General features: G+C 71.2%; 16 protein-coding genes. 9 read left to right on the forward strand and 7 right to left on the reverse strand.

Features of this window, described 5'->3' with window-relative positions:
• The first annotated feature begins 41 nt into the window (after nt 1-41).
• Genes KBX46_RS02995 through KBX46_RS03010 form a run of 4 tightly spaced genes read left to right on the forward strand, consistent with a single transcriptional unit; the run spans nt 42 to nt 3,549 of the window.
• Entirely contained in the window at nt 42-761 is a 720-nt protein-coding gene (locus KBX46_RS02995; protein WP_210790584.1) for a GntR family transcriptional regulator, read from the forward strand.
• Between the two features lie 30 nt (nt 762-791).
• Nucleotides 792-1,502 (forward strand): (Fe-S)-binding protein, encoded by a 711-nt coding sequence (locus KBX46_RS03000; RefSeq protein ID WP_088948842.1) that lies wholly within the window; start codon nt 792-794, stop codon nt 1,500-1,502.
• Nucleotides 1,499-2,944, forward strand: coding sequence for a LutB/LldF family L-lactate oxidation iron-sulfur protein (locus tag KBX46_RS03005; protein WP_141909947.1), 1,446 nt, complete (start codon nt 1,499-1,501; stop codon nt 2,942-2,944). Before KBX46_RS03000 ends, KBX46_RS03005 begins: the two co-directional genes overlap by 4 nt.
• Entirely contained in the window at nt 2,941-3,549 is a 609-nt protein-coding gene (locus KBX46_RS03010; RefSeq protein WP_308159345.1) for an LUD domain-containing protein, read from the forward strand. Before KBX46_RS03005 ends, KBX46_RS03010 begins: the two co-directional genes overlap by 4 nt.
• On the opposite strand, the gene lspA is transcribed toward KBX46_RS03010, so the two are convergent.
• A complete protein-coding gene (gene lspA, locus KBX46_RS03015) occupies nt 3,538-4,038 on the reverse strand; it encodes a signal peptidase II (protein ID WP_210790612.1) in 501 nt (166 codons plus the stop codon). The genes KBX46_RS03010 and lspA overlap by 12 nt on opposite strands.
• A gap of 92 nt (nt 4,039-4,130) precedes the next feature.
• Here lspA and KBX46_RS03020 point away from each other — a divergent pair, with 92 nt between their 5' ends.
• Nucleotides 4,131-6,059 (forward strand): copper resistance protein CopC, encoded by a 1,929-nt coding sequence (locus KBX46_RS03020; protein ID WP_210790615.1) that lies wholly within the window; start codon nt 4,131-4,133, stop codon nt 6,057-6,059.
• Between the two features lie 61 nt (nt 6,060-6,120).
• Entirely contained in the window at nt 6,121-6,264 is a 144-nt protein-coding gene (locus KBX46_RS03025) for a hypothetical protein (protein WP_210790617.1), read from the forward strand.
• A 23-nt stretch (nt 6,265-6,287) separates the two neighbouring features.
• Here KBX46_RS03025 and KBX46_RS03030 read toward each other — a convergent pair whose 3' ends face one another.
• Together KBX46_RS03030 and KBX46_RS03035 are read right to left on the reverse strand one after the other, a co-directional pair.
• Nucleotides 6,288-7,421, reverse strand: coding sequence for a cupin domain-containing protein (locus KBX46_RS03030; protein WP_099854819.1), 1,134 nt, complete (start codon nt 7,419-7,421; stop codon nt 6,288-6,290).
• Nucleotides 7,422-7,434: 13 nt separating this feature from the next.
• A complete protein-coding gene (locus KBX46_RS03035; RefSeq protein ID WP_210790620.1) occupies nt 7,435-7,788 on the reverse strand; it encodes a hypothetical protein in 354 nt (117 codons plus the stop codon).
• Nucleotides 7,789-7,987: 199 nt separating this feature from the next.
• On the opposite strand from KBX46_RS03035, the gene KBX46_RS03040 reads away from it, so the two are divergent.
• On the forward strand, nt 7,988-9,589 hold the full coding sequence (locus KBX46_RS03040) for a helix-turn-helix transcriptional regulator (protein ID WP_210790622.1): 1,602 nt from the start codon (nt 7,988-7,990) through the stop codon (nt 9,587-9,589).
• A gap of 47 nt (nt 9,590-9,636) precedes the next feature.
• Here KBX46_RS03040 and KBX46_RS03045 read toward each other — a convergent pair whose 3' ends face one another.
• Nucleotides 9,637-10,647, reverse strand: a complete 1,011-nt coding sequence (locus tag KBX46_RS03045) for an aldo/keto reductase (RefSeq protein ID WP_210790625.1) — start codon at nt 10,645-10,647, stop codon at nt 9,637-9,639.
• Between the two features lie 116 nt (nt 10,648-10,763).
• On the opposite strand from KBX46_RS03045, the gene KBX46_RS33075 reads away from it, so the two are divergent.
• Complete coding sequence (locus KBX46_RS33075; RefSeq protein WP_088948863.1) at nt 10,764-11,372, forward strand: TetR/AcrR family transcriptional regulator; 609 nt, start codon at nt 10,764-10,766, stop codon at nt 11,370-11,372.
• 30 nt (nt 11,373-11,402) lie between these two features.
• Here KBX46_RS33075 and KBX46_RS03055 read toward each other — a convergent pair whose 3' ends face one another.
• The gene (locus KBX46_RS03055; RefSeq protein WP_141909955.1) at nt 11,403-12,032 is read right to left on the reverse strand and encodes a VOC family protein; all 630 of its coding nucleotides are present in this window, start codon (nt 12,030-12,032) and stop codon (nt 11,403-11,405) included.
• Nucleotides 12,033-12,157: 125 nt separating this feature from the next.
• Nucleotides 12,158-12,637 carry a MarR family winged helix-turn-helix transcriptional regulator gene (locus tag KBX46_RS03060; RefSeq protein WP_247666800.1) on the reverse strand — a complete coding sequence of 160 codons (480 nt, stop codon included), beginning with the start codon at nt 12,635-12,637 and terminating at the stop codon, nt 12,158-12,160.
• Nucleotides 12,638-12,723: 86 nt separating this feature from the next.
• Between KBX46_RS03060 and KBX46_RS03065 the strand changes: the two genes are divergently transcribed.
• Complete coding sequence (locus KBX46_RS03065) at nt 12,724-13,569, forward strand: SDR family oxidoreductase (protein ID WP_210790627.1); 846 nt, start codon at nt 12,724-12,726, stop codon at nt 13,567-13,569.
• A gap of 107 nt (nt 13,570-13,676) precedes the next feature.
• Here the strand turns inward: KBX46_RS03065 and KBX46_RS03070 are convergent, their stop codons facing one another.
• Complete coding sequence (locus KBX46_RS03070; protein WP_210790630.1) at nt 13,677-14,711, reverse strand: GlxA family transcriptional regulator; 1,035 nt, start codon at nt 14,709-14,711, stop codon at nt 13,677-13,679.
• Between the last annotated feature and the right edge of the window lie 46 nt (nt 14,712-14,757).

Here is a 14,757-nt window from a genome sequence, read left to right on the forward strand (position 1 = left end):
CGCTCACGCCAGCACAGTCAAGGGGTTGCTTAGGAGACGAGATGGCCCAGCAGGAAGCACGCGAGGGTCGACTCCGTCCCGCCCGTCGGCTCACCCTCAGCGAGGACGTCTACGAGTCGATAAAGACCCTGGTGATGGACCACATCCTTCCCCCCGGGGAGCGGGTCAACATAGACGCCCTCGCCCGTGAGCTGGACGTCTCCCCCACACCGGTCCGCGAGGCCCTCGCCCGGTTGGAAGCCGACGGACTGGTCCGCAAGCGACCCCTGTCCGGCTACACCACCACGCCCCTGCTGAGCCGCGCCGAGTTCGACGACCTGTTCGACGTCCGCCTGCTGCTGGAGGGCGCCACCGCCGGCCGGGCCGCCACAAACGCCTCCACCGAGGAACGACAGCGGATCACCGCCGAGGCCGCGGCGAGCATCGATGTGCAGGCCGGCGACGGTTACCGCCGACACGCCGCCTTCACCGCGCTGGACGCGAGATTCCACGACCTGATCGCCGAGGTCGCTGGCAGCCCCCTGCTGCGCGACAGCGTCACGCGGCTGCACTCGCACCTGCACCTGCACCGGCTGTACTTTCCGGTCACCGGCGCTCCGGACACCAACACCGAGCACCAACGCATCGCCGCCGCCATCGCCGCGGGTGACTCCGAGGCGGCCGCCGTGGCGATGCGGGCCCACCTGACCGCCGCCCGGGAGCGCCACCTGCCCGCCTTCGACCAGCTCCCCGACCCCGGAACACCGCGCGACCCGGTGTGATCCCGCCCCCGACACACGTGAGGAGTCGCCATGCGCATCGCCCTCTTCATCACCTGCGTCAACGACGTCGCCTACCCGGCCACCGGCATCGCGGTCACCCGCATCCTGCGGCGGCTCGGCCACACCGTCGACTTCCCCACCCGCCAGACCTGTTGCGGGCAGATGCACGCCAACACGGGCTACCGCGCCGAGGCGATGCCGATGGTGCGCAACTACGTCGACGTCTTCGACGGCTACGACGCCGTCGTCGTGCCGTCCGGGTCGTGCACCGCGATGATCCGCGACCAGTACCCGCACCTGCACCCGCCCGCCGCGTCGGTGGCCGCCCGCACCTACGAGCTGTCCGAGCTGCTCGTCGACGTCCTCGGCGTCACCGACGTCGGCGCCGAGTTCCCCGAGACGGTCACCTACCACCCCACCTGCCACGGCCTGCGGATGCTGCGGTTGGGTGACCGGCCGCTGCAACTGTTGCGTCAGGTTCGCGGCATCCGGCTGGTGGAGCTGGCCGACGCCGAGGAGTGCTGCGGTTTCGGCGGCACGTTCGCCCTGAAGAACCCGGACGTCTCCACAGCGATGCTCACCGACAAGTGCGCCCGGGTCGGTGAGACCGGCGCGCAGGTGCTCGCCGCCGCCGACAACTCCTGCCTGGCGCACATCGGGGGCGGCCTGGACCGCCACCGGTCGGGCGTGCGGGCCGTGCACTACGCCGAGATCCTCGCCGCGACGGGAGCCGCCTCATGAACCGTCCGGTCGCACCGGCCACCGGCAGCGGACGCATCCGCACGCCACTGCCCTTCCCCACCGCGGCCAGACCGGCCGTCGCCGACACCCAACTGCGCGCCAACCTGCACCGCGCCACCCGCACCATCCGGGACAAACGCGCCCGGGTCGTCGACGAGGTACCCGACTGGGAGGCCCTCCGCGACACCGGCGCCGCGATCAAGGCGGACGTCCAACGCCGGTTGCCGGAGCTGCTGGAGCAGTTCGAGGCGTCCGCCACCGCTGCCGGCGCCACAGTGCACTGGGCCCGGGACGCGGCCGAGGCCTGCCGGATCGTGGTCGAGCTGACCCGGGCCACCGGGGCCGACGAGGTCGTGAAGGTCAAGTCGATGGCGACCCAGGAGATCGAGCTCAACGAGGCGCTGGAGGCGGCCGGGATCGCCGCGTACGAGACCGACCTGGCCGAGCTGATCGTGCAGCTCGGCGACGACACGCCCTCGCACATCCTGGTGCCGGCGATCCACTACAACCGGGCGCAGATCCGGGAGATCTTCCAGCGTCGAATGCCCGACGTGCCGGCCGACCTCAGTGACGAGCCGTCCGCGTTGGCCGAGGCGGCCCGCGCGCATCTGCGCCGACGTTTCCTTTCGGCCCGGGTGGCCGTGTCCGGCGCCAACTTCGCCATCGCCGACACCGGCACGTTGGTGGTCGTGGAGTCCGAGGGCAACGGGCGGATGTGCCTCACCCTCCCGGAGACGCTGATCAGCGTCGTGGGCGTCGAGAAGCTGCTGCCGACCTTCACCGACCTGGAGGTCTTCCTGCAACTGCTGCCGCGGTCGTCGACCGGTGAGCGGATGAACCCGTACACCTCGATGTGGACGGGCGTCACCCCCGGTGACGGGCCACAGGACGTGCACGTGGTGCTGGTCGACAATGGACGCTCTGCGGTGCTTGCCGACCCGGTCGGGCGGCCGGCGCTGTCGTGCATCCGCTGCTCCGCCTGCCTGAACGTCTGTCCCGTCTACGAGCGGGCCGGCGGGCACGCGTACGGCTCGGTGTATCCGGGCCCGATCGGGGCGATCCTGTCACCTCAGTTGACCGGCGTGGCCGACAACGCGTCCCTGCCGTACGCGTCGACCCTCTGCGGCGCCTGCTACGACGTGTGTCCCGTGAAAATCAACATTCCGGAGATCCTGGTCCACCTCCGCCAGCAGGCACCGCATCCGCTGGCCGAACGCGCCACCATGGGCGTCCTGTCGTGGGTGATGCGCAGCCCTCGGCGCTGGGCCGCTGCCCTGCGCCTTGCCCGGACCGGCGCGGGCCCCCTCGGGGCGTACCGCGAACGGCGCACTGGCGCTCGGACGCTGCGCCGGCTTCCCTGGCCCGTCTCCGCGTGGACCCGGTCGCGTGACCTGCCGCTGCCCGCGGCGCAGACCTTCCGAGAATGGTGGGGAAAGCAGTGACCGCACGTGACGAGATCCTGGCGCGGCTCCGCACGGCCCTGGCCGACGACCCGCCGCCCGTGGACGTGCCCCGCCGGTACCGCCGGGTCGGTGACCGCCCCGACCCGGTCGCGATCCTGGTCGACCGGCTGGAGGACTACCGGGCGGTCGTGCACCACGGCATCGGCTCTCTGCCCGGGCTGCTGGCCGAGGTGGACCGGCTAGCCGTGCCCGTCGACGTCCCCGCCGGCTGGCTGACCGGCTACGCCGGGCAGGTGCACCGCGACGCTCCCCCGCTGACACCGGCCGACCTCGACGCGATGGACGCGGTCCTGACCGGCTGCGCCGTGGCGGTCGCCGAGACGGGCACCATCATCCTCGACGCCGGCCCGGCACAGGGGCGACGAGCGCTCACCCTGGTGCCCGACCGACACATCTGCGTCGTCCGCGCCGACCAGGTCGTCGGCCTGCTGCCGGAGGCGCTGACCCGGCTGGACCCGCGCGCGGCACAGACCTGGATCTCGGGTCCGTCCGCGACCAGCGACATCGAGCTCAACCGGGTCGAGGGTGTGCACGGGCCGCGCCGGCTGGAGATCGTGCTGGTCGGCGGCACCTCAGGAGCGTGACGCCACCTGCTCGTCGCCTGACGGGGTCTCCTCCCGCAGCGGGATGCCCCGCAGGTTCAGCACCATGACGACTCCCACGCCGACCACCAGCGCGATGTCGGCGACGTTGCCGACGAAGAACCCCGCGTAGTCGATAAAGTCCACCACGTGCCCCCGGGCGAACCCCGGCTCGCGGAAGAGACGGTCCAGCAGGTGGGTCGTCGCGCCGCCGAGCACCAGCCCCAACGCCACCGCCCAGGCGCGCGACGTGACCCGCCGCGCCACGACCGTCACCGCGACCACCGCCGCGGCCGCGAACACCGCGAAGATCCAGGTGTACGCAGCGCCGATCGAGAACGCGGCACCCGGGTTGTAGACGAGTCGCAGTTGCAGCAGCTCACCGACGACGGTGATGGTCTGCCCGTCGGACAGCGCGGACTCGGCCCAGTACTTGGTGAGCTGATCCGCGGCGAGCACCACAGCAGCGATCAACACGACGGCGCGGAACATCCCGGAACCCTAGCCGCTCGACCTGGTTTTGCCATCTGAGGAAAAAGATCGCCACCTCTTGAAAAAAGTCTCACGGCGGTGAGGATATTCAAATGCGTCGTCTCCCTCAGACTTGCGGGCGGGTGGTCTCGGGCCTCCTCGCGCTCCTCCTCGCCTCGGCGGTCGCCCTCCTCGCGTCCGCCCAACCCGCCGCAGCTCACGGGACTCTCGCCATGTCCACTCCGGCAGGCGGCGCCACGGTGAACGAGCCGTTGACGTCGGTGCGGCTCTACTTCACCGAGAAGGCCGCCGCCAACGCGTTCTTCACCATCACCGCCCCGGGCGGCGTCCGGGTCGACGACGGCTGGTCGTACGGGGAGCCGAAGCCGCTGGACAAGCCGGTGCGGGAATACTTCCTGGTCAACGGGCAGTTCGAGCCACGGGAGTACACGACGGGGTTCCCCGCGGTGGTGCCTGTCTCCCACCTGCCGGCCAAGGGCCAGTACTCGGTGAGCTACCTGTCGGTCGCCTCGGACGGCGACACCGTGCGGGGCACGTTGACCTTCCGCTACAACGGGCGGGTGACGGCAGCGCCGCAGGGGTGGACTGCGCCGTCGACGCAGCCGGACCCGGCGCTGGTGGCCGCCACCGAGCAGCACGGATCATCCGGGCAGGGCTCAGCGGTTCCGACCGCCGCGGTCGAGCCGGCGGCCCCGCCGTCCGCGGCTGCGGCGGCGCCGCCGATCGGGTCGACCGATGCGAGCGGCCCCGGAGCACTGGCCTGGGTCGGCTGGGTGGTGGCGGTCGCGGCGGCCGGGGCGGTGGCCGGATTCGTCGTCTGGCGTCGCCGATCGGCGTCCACCGGCAAATCCACCGGCCGGGGCCGTACCTCGTCGGCGACCTCCGGTCGACGCGGCGGCGGCGCCCGTTCCACGACCAGGACCGGCGACGGCCGGACCGTCGGTTCCAAGCCCAGCGGCGGCAAGGTCGGCGGTGGCAAGGTCGGCGGTGGCAAGGTCGGCGGTGGCAGGGCCAACGGTGGCACGGTCGGCGCGGCGACGGTCGACCCCGGCACACGGGCCGACACGGACCTCGCCGCCGTGACACCTGGGTCCCGGCTGAGCAACACCCACCTGGCGCTGCTCGTCGGTGGGCTCGTGATCGCCCTGCTGGCCGGGTTCGGGCTGGCTCGCATCGGGACCGGCGACCAGAGCCCGGCGGGCGGCACCGCCCGTCCGCCCGCCGCAGGGCAGGCGGAGTCCGCGACCGACGGGCACCAACACCCGGCGGGCACCGGGCCGCACACGCATCGCGGTGACGGCGCGACGGGCGAGACGCTGGCGACCGGGACGACGGTCAGCGCCGGTGGGTACACCCTGCAACCGCTGGAGCGGTCCCAACCCCCCGGTGTACGCGCGGACTACCGGTTCCGCATCGTCGGGACCGACCGGCAGCCGGCGACGCGTTTCGCTGTCGTCCACGACAAGCCGTTGCACCTGATCGTGGTGGGCCGCGACCTGTCCGGCTACCAGCACCTGCACCCAACGATGGCACCGGACGGCACCTGGAGCGTCCCTGTGACGCTGGCCCGGCCTGGCGGCTACCGCGTCTATGCAGACTTCTCCGTCACCGCGACCAACGGCACGCAGGTCCCTCTCGTGCTGGGTGTCGACCACACCGTGCCCGGCGCGCACACCCCGACCGCGCTGCCGCCGGTGCAGGCCGAGACGACGGCCGGGCCGTACGCGGTGTCGATGAACGGCACCCCGACGGTGGGGGTGACGGCACCGATGCACTTCCAGGTCAGCGGCGCTCCGACCACGCCGGTGCAGTTGGAGCCGTACCTGGGCGCGTACGGGCACCTGGTCGTCGTCCGCGAGGGCGACCTCGGGTACGTGCACGTCCACCCCGAGCCGGAGCTGGTCGACGGGTCGGTCAAGTTCTGGCTGACCGCGCCGAGTTCGGGCCGGTACCGGGCGTTTTTCGACTTCCAGGTCGCCGGCAAGGTGCACACCGCCGAGTTCACGATCAACGTGCCCTGAGACCGGAACTTTCTCCCTGCTGCGGCCGACCATCCAGCCAGCAGCAATCATCGGCGTACCGGTGACCGTGGCGATCGGCTGGGCGCTTCCCCTGTTCGGGCTCGCCCTGCTCACTTTCCTCGTCATCGACGTCGTCGCCGGCGCGGTGTACCGACGCCGACGACCCGCCGAGGTTCCCACCTCTCCGGCACCCGTCGGAAGCTGATTCGCGAGGGCCGGTCACAGTGGTCAGACCACCGTCTGCTTTGTGGTCGGCAAGGCGTCGACCATCGACTTCTGCACGTTGATCGTGTCCGCGATGATCTCGTGGGGCGTGTTGGCCATCCACTGCATCACCGAGATGTCCTCGAAGCGCGGGTGCCGGAACATCTCCAGGAACACCAGCGGTTCGTCGCCGGTGTTCTCTATGTAGTGCCCGTACGCGAACGGCACGTAGCCCACGTCGCCGGCCTGGAAGTCGAACGTCCGGGCGGCGGCCTGGGCCGCGAAGACGCCCATCCGACCGGTGCCGGAGATGTAGTACTGCCACTCGTCGGTGGTGGGGTGCCAGTGCAGCTCGCGCATTCCCCCGGGCTCGACCTCGACGAGGGCGGCGGCGGTGGTCACGGACGCGGCGAAGTTGGTCGAGTCGGTGACCCGTACCGTCCCGCCGCGGAAGCGTTGCGGGGTCTGGGCGGTCATCCGGTGTTTGAAGCTGCGCGGGATGTCACCGGTGGGGCTGATCACCCGATCCTGTTGCAGGGGCGGCGGCACGTCGCCCTGGAAGATGTACTTCTCCCGCTCGGGCAGGTTCTCCATCTGTTCCATCGTCCAGCCGAAGTTCTTGGCCAGGACGTGCCGGGGCGTGTGGGCGAAGAAGTCGCTGAGCAGGAAGGTGTTGTTCTCCGAGAACGCCCCGTCGTTGAAGACGAGCAGGAACTGCGCGCCCTCGTCCAGCGCCTGGATGTTGTGCGGCACACCCTGCGGAAAGAACCACAGGTCGCCCTCCTTCACGTCCTCGATGAAGTTGCGTCCCTCGTGGTCGACCGCGCTGATCCGGCAACTGCCGCTGAGCATGTACGCCCACTCCGACTGCTGGTGCCAGTGGATCTCGCGGTATCCGCCCGGCTCCAGGCCGAATTGGACGCCGGCCATCTGGGTGGCGATCGGCAGATCCCGGGCGGTGACCTCGCGGGTCCAGCCACCCTTCTCCACCCGGGTGTGCGCCTGGGAGAACGAGAACTTCAGGTTGGGCACCAGTCGACTGTCGGTCGTCGGCGGCACCACCAGGTCGGGGTTCTGCCGCTCAAGTGCGATGTTGCGGCCGGGGATGGGCGGGCCGCCCTGGTCGCCGCGTCGCGGCTGGGGATCGCTGTTCGCCATGATCGCTGTCTCCTCACTCCGGTTGGGCCGGGTTGGGCGCGGACACGGATCCGCCTAGCAGGCGTGGCCGGGACGGCAGCCCCAGCAGGGTGCGCACGGAGGACCACCCGTACTGGACTGCGATCGCGGCGGGAACCGCCACCGCGGTCGCCACCACCACCAGACGGGTCCACGGTGGAGCGTGGCCACCGGCCCCGGTGCTGGCGAACACGACGAGAGCCAGCAGTACGACCCGGAGCCGGTGCACGCCCGGAAGCCCGGGCCACCCCGGCTGCTCGCGCCGATCGTTGGCTGTCGAACAGCAGTCGGGCCGACCCGTTGCGCTGCTCGGCAGCCAACCATCGAGGGGCGACGTGGAGTGAGCCATGCTTTCGATGATCGGGGCCGGTGCGGCGCCGTCGCATCACGTGATCGCGCCATTACGGCACGCCAAATCCGGGACGTCGTGGGCCATTCGGTGCAATCGCGCCGGTTCGTCGATCTGGTCGCCCGCCTCTGCCGCCATGGCTAGGCTCGGTCGCAGGACGGCATTTCGACGCGCCGGGTAACCACCGGGGAGAACGCCATTGTCCGAATCATCCTTCAACGCCGGAGCCATCCCGGCTGACGACATCGCCGCCGACGCCGAGCAACGACAACGGTGGCTGTTCGCCGCGGCGGATCAGCTCCGGCTCGACGGGCGCGGCCAGGCTGCCCTGCGCGTCCTCGCGGTGGAGATCGCCGCGAATGGCCGCGGTGAGCGACACCGCGCCCTGCTGCTCGGTCGCCTGGCACAGATCGCGGCGCTGGAGCCACCGTCGGTCGCCTTCGCGGGCCTACGGGAGTCGCTGAACCAACGGCTGGACGCTCCGAGCCGGGCCACTCTGCTCGCCGTCATCGCCACCGTCGCTGCCCGCACCGGGCATCCGGACGCCGATGCCCTGCTGCGCGAGGCGGGCACCGCGCACGCCACAGCGGGTGACTGGTCATCCGCCCGCCACCTCGCCCTCGGCCGGGCCGCCCGCGCGCTGTCGCACGGAGACCTGCCCGGCGCGCACGCCGTCCTGACGGCCATGGACCCGGACGCCAGGGCGGCCCGACGGGACGTCACCTCGGTCCGAGCCGAAGGAATCCTGGTGCAGCTCGGCCTCGGTCGGCACCAGGATGCCCGGACGGCGATCGGTCAGGCCTTCGACGACACCACCTCGACCGGTACGCCGTTGAGCGGCACCCTGACCGCCCTGGACTGCCTGCGCATGGTCGCGGTGGGCGAGTTGCCCGAGGCTGCCGCCCTCGCGGCCACCAGGCTCGGATCCGACTCGGTGGACATCAGTCAGGAGACACGTGCCCTGCTGGTCACGGTCATCGCGGAGGTGCACCACCGCCGGGGCGATCACCATGCGGCGCGCGCCATCCTGCGTACCTGCCTGACCCGGAGACGGTGGCCGGACAGTACGGTGTGGACTCCCGCTCTCTGCGTCGCCGTCCGCGATCCGGCCCTCAGCGAGCCGTCGAGCCTCCTCAACAGCATCGTCGCCGACCTGCACCGGTCAGTGCGGCCTCTCCTGCCGGTGCCGCAGTTCGGCCCCCGCCTGGTCCGCGTGGCAGTGGCCGCTGGCGACACGCAGGCCGCCCGCCGGGTCACCGAACTTGTCGCACTGGTGGCCACACGGACGCCGGTCCCGCTGTGGCAGGCACTGGCGGACCAGACCAGAGGGCTGCTCGATCGCGACCCCGACGCACTCCGCTCGGCGATCGCCGGGCTGCGCACCACCACCGCGTGGCCGGCCCTGGCCGACGCGTTGCTCGACCTCGCCAATAATCCCCGGCTGCATCCGACCGAGGCGTGGGACGCCGCGCACGAGGCGGCCGCCCTCTACGCCCGCAACGGCGCGCCGGGCGACCAGGCGACCGCCGACCGGAGATGCGCCGAACTCGCGGCCACCCCACGCCGTCGATCGTCGGTCGATAAGTCGTCCCGCACGGGCATCGACGCGCTCACGCCCGCCGAGGAGCGGGTGGCCGAGATGCTCGCCGCCGGTGCCACCAAGAAGGAAGCGGCCGGGCACCTCTTCGTCTCGTTCCACACGGTGGACACCCAGCTCCGGTCCATCTACCACAAGCTTGGCATCAACAACCGGATGGAGCTGGTGCGAGCCTGGGACCGGTACAGGTCGACAATCGGCTGATGACCGAGCCATCCGACGGTCTGGCGGTCAACTCCCTGACGTGGCCGTCACTTCTCGCTGTCGAGCAGGTCCATCATCGGCGCCGCATACCGCTGGCCGGAGGCAGCACCGGCCGGCACGGCACGCTCGATCTCGTCCAACGTCTCCTGATCCAGCGTCAGGTCGGCTGCTGACAACGACTCGGCCAGCCGATCCCGCCGCCGCGCACCTACCAGCGGCACGATCTGCTCACCCTGCGCGGCGACCCAGGCGATCGCCACCTGACTCGTGGTGGCCCCCAATCGCTGGGCGACCCGGCCGAGCGCGTCCACGAGGCGCAGGTTCGCGGCCAGGTGCTCGCCCTGGAACCGTGGGCTGTTCGCCCGGAAGTCCGTGCCGGTCAGCTCACGATCTGCCGACCAGTGCCCGCTGAGCAGACCTCGGGACAGCACACCGTAGGCGGTCAGGCCGATGCCCAGCTCGCGCAGCGCCGGCAGGATCGTGGCCTCCGGGCCACGCGACAGCAGCGAGTACTCGATCTGGACGTCACTGATCGGTGCCACCGCGGCAGCCCGACGGATGCTGTCCGCGCTCACCTCGGAGAGCCCGATGTGCCGGATGTAGCCGGCCTGCTGCATGTCGAGCAGCGCGCCCACGGTCTCCTCGACCGGCACCTGCGGGTTCAGCCGCGACGGCCGGTAGATGTCGATGTAGTCGGTGCCCAACCGGCGCAGCGAGTACGCCAGCCGGTCCTTCACCGCTGCCGCCGACACGTCGTACGGTGCCGCCTGGAACCCGCCGTCCGGTGTCCGGCGCGCGCCGAACTTGACGCTGATCACCAGCTCCTCTCGGCGGCGCTCCCGCAGCACACGGCCGATCAGCATCTCGTTGTGGCCCGACCCGTAGAAGTCGGCGGTGTCGACCAGGTTCACACCGGCGTCGATCGCCGCGTGCAGGGTTGCGACGCTCTCCGCCTCGTCGGCCGGCCCGTACAGGTCCGACATGCCCATCGCACCGAGGCCGATGATCGACACTTCCGGCCCGGAGGCACCCAACTGTCGCCGTCGTAGACCCGTCATGTTCCTCGTCTCCTTCGGTCGTCGTCGCGGTGCGTCCTGCTGTCGGGGCACCGTTGTGTACGCTGTGTCCATATAACCAGCACGAAGACACTCTGTCCATATAATTCGGAGGACCAGTGGCCCAGCTCACCCCGGATGCGAACACGCCACCCCGGCGTGGCCGTGGTCGCCGACCCGCCGACCAGGTACGCGCGGAGATCCTCACGGCCGCCGGTGATCTGCTGCTGGCCGAGGGCATGGCCGGCTTCACCATCGAGAAGGTCGCCGCCCAGGCCGGGGCCAGCCGGATGACGATCTACAAGTGGTGGCCCTCAAAGGGGGCACTCGCCCTGGACGGCTACTTCACCGTCGTCGCGCCCACGCTGGCCTTCACCGACACCGCCGACATCGTCGCCGACCTGACCAACCAGCTCGTCGCCTTCGTCCACCTCGTGCGCGACACCCCCGCCGGGCGGGTCATCGCCCACCTCATCGCGCAGGCGCAGACCGACCCCGAGCTGGCCGACGCCTATCGGCAGCGCTACTCGGGCCCCCGCCGGGCCCTCGCCGTGGAAGCCCTCACCCGGGCCATGGCCCGGGGGCAGCTACGCGCCGACATCGACCCCGAATCCGTGGTCGACCAGCTCTGGGGCGCCTGCTACCACCGGCTCCTCGTCCCCGACCTGCCGCTCACCGAGGACTTCGCCCGCACCCTGGTCGACAACCTCGTCCGTGGGCTGCGCTGACCGGCCGACCGCCACCTCGCGTTGCGGGGCTCACTCGGGTGGCGTGGCCCCCGACTGCTCGCTGACCATGTACGCCGCGTACCAGTCGGGCCAGTTCTCGTCCCGCTGGCCGGTGCGCTCCTCGTGCTCGCCGTGGGCGGCAGCCGCGCGTCGCATCGCGCTCGCCAGGTCGGTCGCCGAGCCGTACGACGTCAGCCCACTCTCGATCCGACCCGGAAGCCTGTTCGTGATCTCCTGCATCAGCCAGGTGTTGCCGTCCGGGTCGCGGAACGTGGCGCGCGAGACGTAGCTGCGCCGCTCCGGGTCCAGCCCGTCGACCGGGCCGGCCGGGCTGACGTGGAAGACCCCGCCGACCTCGACGCCGGCGGAGACCAGGGCGTTGCGGGTCGCCTCGATGTCGGACACGACCAGGTAGGCCATGGCCGAGCCGGGCGCCGCCGGCGTGAGCCCGGGGCCGAACTGCACGGAGCACCCGGAACCGTGCGGCGTCAGCTGGACGATGCCCGGCGGTGTCTGGTCGAGGCGCCACCCGAGGCGTACGTAGAACGCCTTCGCGCGGTCGACGTCCGACACCGGGATGACGATCACCTCCAGCTTCATGTCGACGCCCTCGACGCCCGACATGCCGCTCGCGTCGCCCTGAGCACTCTTCGGGCTCATCGCTGCCCCTTCCCGATCACCACGGAACCGCCTGCGTCTCTGCGGGATGCCGCGTTCCCGACATCAGCCGGACGACACCTTCGCGGCCCTACGCACCCCGACAGGGCGCGACGGGTGACGCCGTCTCAGCCCTCGGTGTCGTGACCGGTTGCCGGGAGGCTCGCCACGCCACGGCCCAGCGCGCTGCGGAAATCCTGATAGAGATCGGAGCCGAGCGTGTCGGAGAGTTTCTGCTCGATCAGGTTCACGATCCCGTCCGAGAGCTCCATGAACCTGAGGCCCCGATCGGTCGGCACGATCAGCTTCGCCCGCCGGTCGGCCGGGTCGGGCGTACGCCGGACGTAGCCCAGCCGCTCCAACTCGTCGAGGATCGCGCCCATCGTCTGCTTGTTGCGGCCTGCCAGGCGGGCGAGCTCGCCGGGGCGGGTGCCCTCCGCGTCCAGGTACGCGAGCACCGCGCCGTGGCGGGGTCGGACATCGTCGAACCCGTGCTCGGCGGAGCGCCGGAAGATCTCGCGCTGGACGCGCGCGGAGAGCTGCACGGCCAGGATGCCGAGGTCCGGGTCCTGCTCCTTGAGTGTGCTGCGCTTCATAAGTTGGTCCAATCATTGGACGGTACAGCTTTTGGACTATATGGTCGCTGACGTCGACCAGCGGCCCGACCGCGGTCTACCTGACCGGGAGGACGACCATGACCATTCTGATCACCGGAACAAACGGCACCGTGTCGAGGGAGGTGCTGCGGGAACTCGCCGGCGCGCAGCCGGTGCGCGCCCTCGTACGGGACATGTCCCGCACGCCCAGGCTCGACGGTGTCGACTACGTCGTCGGCGACCTGGACAGCCCCGCCACGCTGACCCCGGCGTTCGAGGGCGTGACGACCCTGTGGCTGCTGACGCCGATGGGCCCGACGGCGCCGAGCCAGAGCATGAACGCGGTGTGGGCCGCCCGGCAGGCCGGAGTGCGGCACATCGTCCGACTCTCCGCCATCGGTGCCGCACACGACGCGCCCACCCGCAACGGCCGCCTGCACGCGCTCTCCGACGCCGAGCTGCAGGAGTCGGGCATCCCCTGGACGATCCTGCGCCCGAGCCACTTCATGCAGAACCTGCTCGGCTCCAAGGCCGGAGAGCACCTCTACGGGCTCTTCGGCGAGGCGCGGGTCGGTGTGATCGACGCACGGGACATCGCCGCCACAGGGGCGGCGATCCTCGCCGCGCCCGGGCGGCACGAGAGCAGGATCTACACGCCCACCGGCCCGGAGAGCATCACCCTGCACCAGGCCGCCGACGACATCGCCCGTACGCTCGGACAGCCGGTGCGCTACGTACCGCAGAGCCCGGAAGAGGCACGCGACAACCTGCTCCGGGCGGGCCTCGACCAGTGGACGGCGGAGGTCCTCGCCGAGTACCGGGTCGCCTACGGCTCCGGTTGGGGCGACTTCACCAACGATCATGTCGAGAACGTCGTCGGCCGGGCGCCACGGAGCTTCGCCGAGTTCGCCAACGACCACCGCGAGCAGTTCGCCACGGCCTGACCCCCGTTCCACATCTCGGCGCGGTGCCCTTCGGCGCGACCCCACCGGAGGGCACCGCCACGTCGCACGCTGATCAGCGCGGGAGTGACGGGCAGCGGTCGCGCGGGTCACGGTTCGACGACGTCCTCGTCGTCCAGCACCGTCTCCGGGACACGTGCCGTCGTGCGGAACCGCTGCTGGTAGGCACGTGGCGACACTCCGACCCGGGCGAGGAACATCCGGCGCAACGTCTCCGGGCTGCCGATGCCGACCTGTTGGGCGCAGGCGGTGACCGACTGGCCCGCGTGCAGCAGGCGGATGGCCGCGTCGACCCGCACGCCCTCCACGTACTTGCTGGGGCTGCTGCCCAGCTCCTGCCGGAACAGCCGGGAGAGGTGACGCGGGCTGACATGAGCCCGGCTGGCGAGGGCGGTCACCGAGTGGTCGCCAGCCGGGTCCGCTGCCACCGCGTCGGTCACCTGTCGCAGCACCGGGGTGCCCGGTCGGGGCAGGGCCAGCGAGGGAGAGAACTGCGACTGACCGCCGGGCCGTTGCAGGAACACGACCAGTGACTGCGCGACCGACCGGGCGATCTCCTCGCCGTGGTCACGCTCCACCAGGGCCAGCGCGAGGTCGATGCCGGCGGACACCCCGGCGGACGTGAAGATCGTCCCGTCCTGCACGAAGATGGCATCGGGCTCCACCCGCACCCTCGGGAACGCGGCAGCGAGCAGTCGAGCGTGCTGCCAGTGCGTCGTCGCGCGCCGGCCGTCCAGCAGGCCGGCGCCGGCCAGCACGAAGGCGCCGGTGCAGACCGAGGCCGTACGAGCGGCCCGGCGGGACAGAGCCGTCGCGGCGGCGGTGAGTTCAGCACTGATCGGGTTCGTCGGGAGCGCATCGCCGCCGACCACGAGGGTGGTCCCGACGTCGGTCGCCGAAGCGACGTCGCCGTCCACGGGGACGCGCATACCCGTCGAGGCGCGCACCGCGGCGCCGTCGCTGGAGCGCACCTCCAGCTCGTACCGTGCGCCGAACCTGGCGGCCTCCGCGAATACCTCGAACGGCCCGGCCAGGTCGAGTAGCTTCATCCCGTCGAAGACCAGAGCCGTCACCCGGTGCGGCTCTGCCGCCGGACTGCCCACAGCGTGGCCCCCTTCACCCATGTCCCGATCTGAGGGAAGCATGGCAGATGGGACGGGGCGCTGGCCG

This window comes from Micromonospora sp. C81 (genome assembly GCF_018070425.1).
Taxonomy (GTDB): Bacteria; Actinomycetota; Actinomycetes; order Mycobacteriales; family Micromonosporaceae; genus Micromonospora; species Micromonospora zamorensis.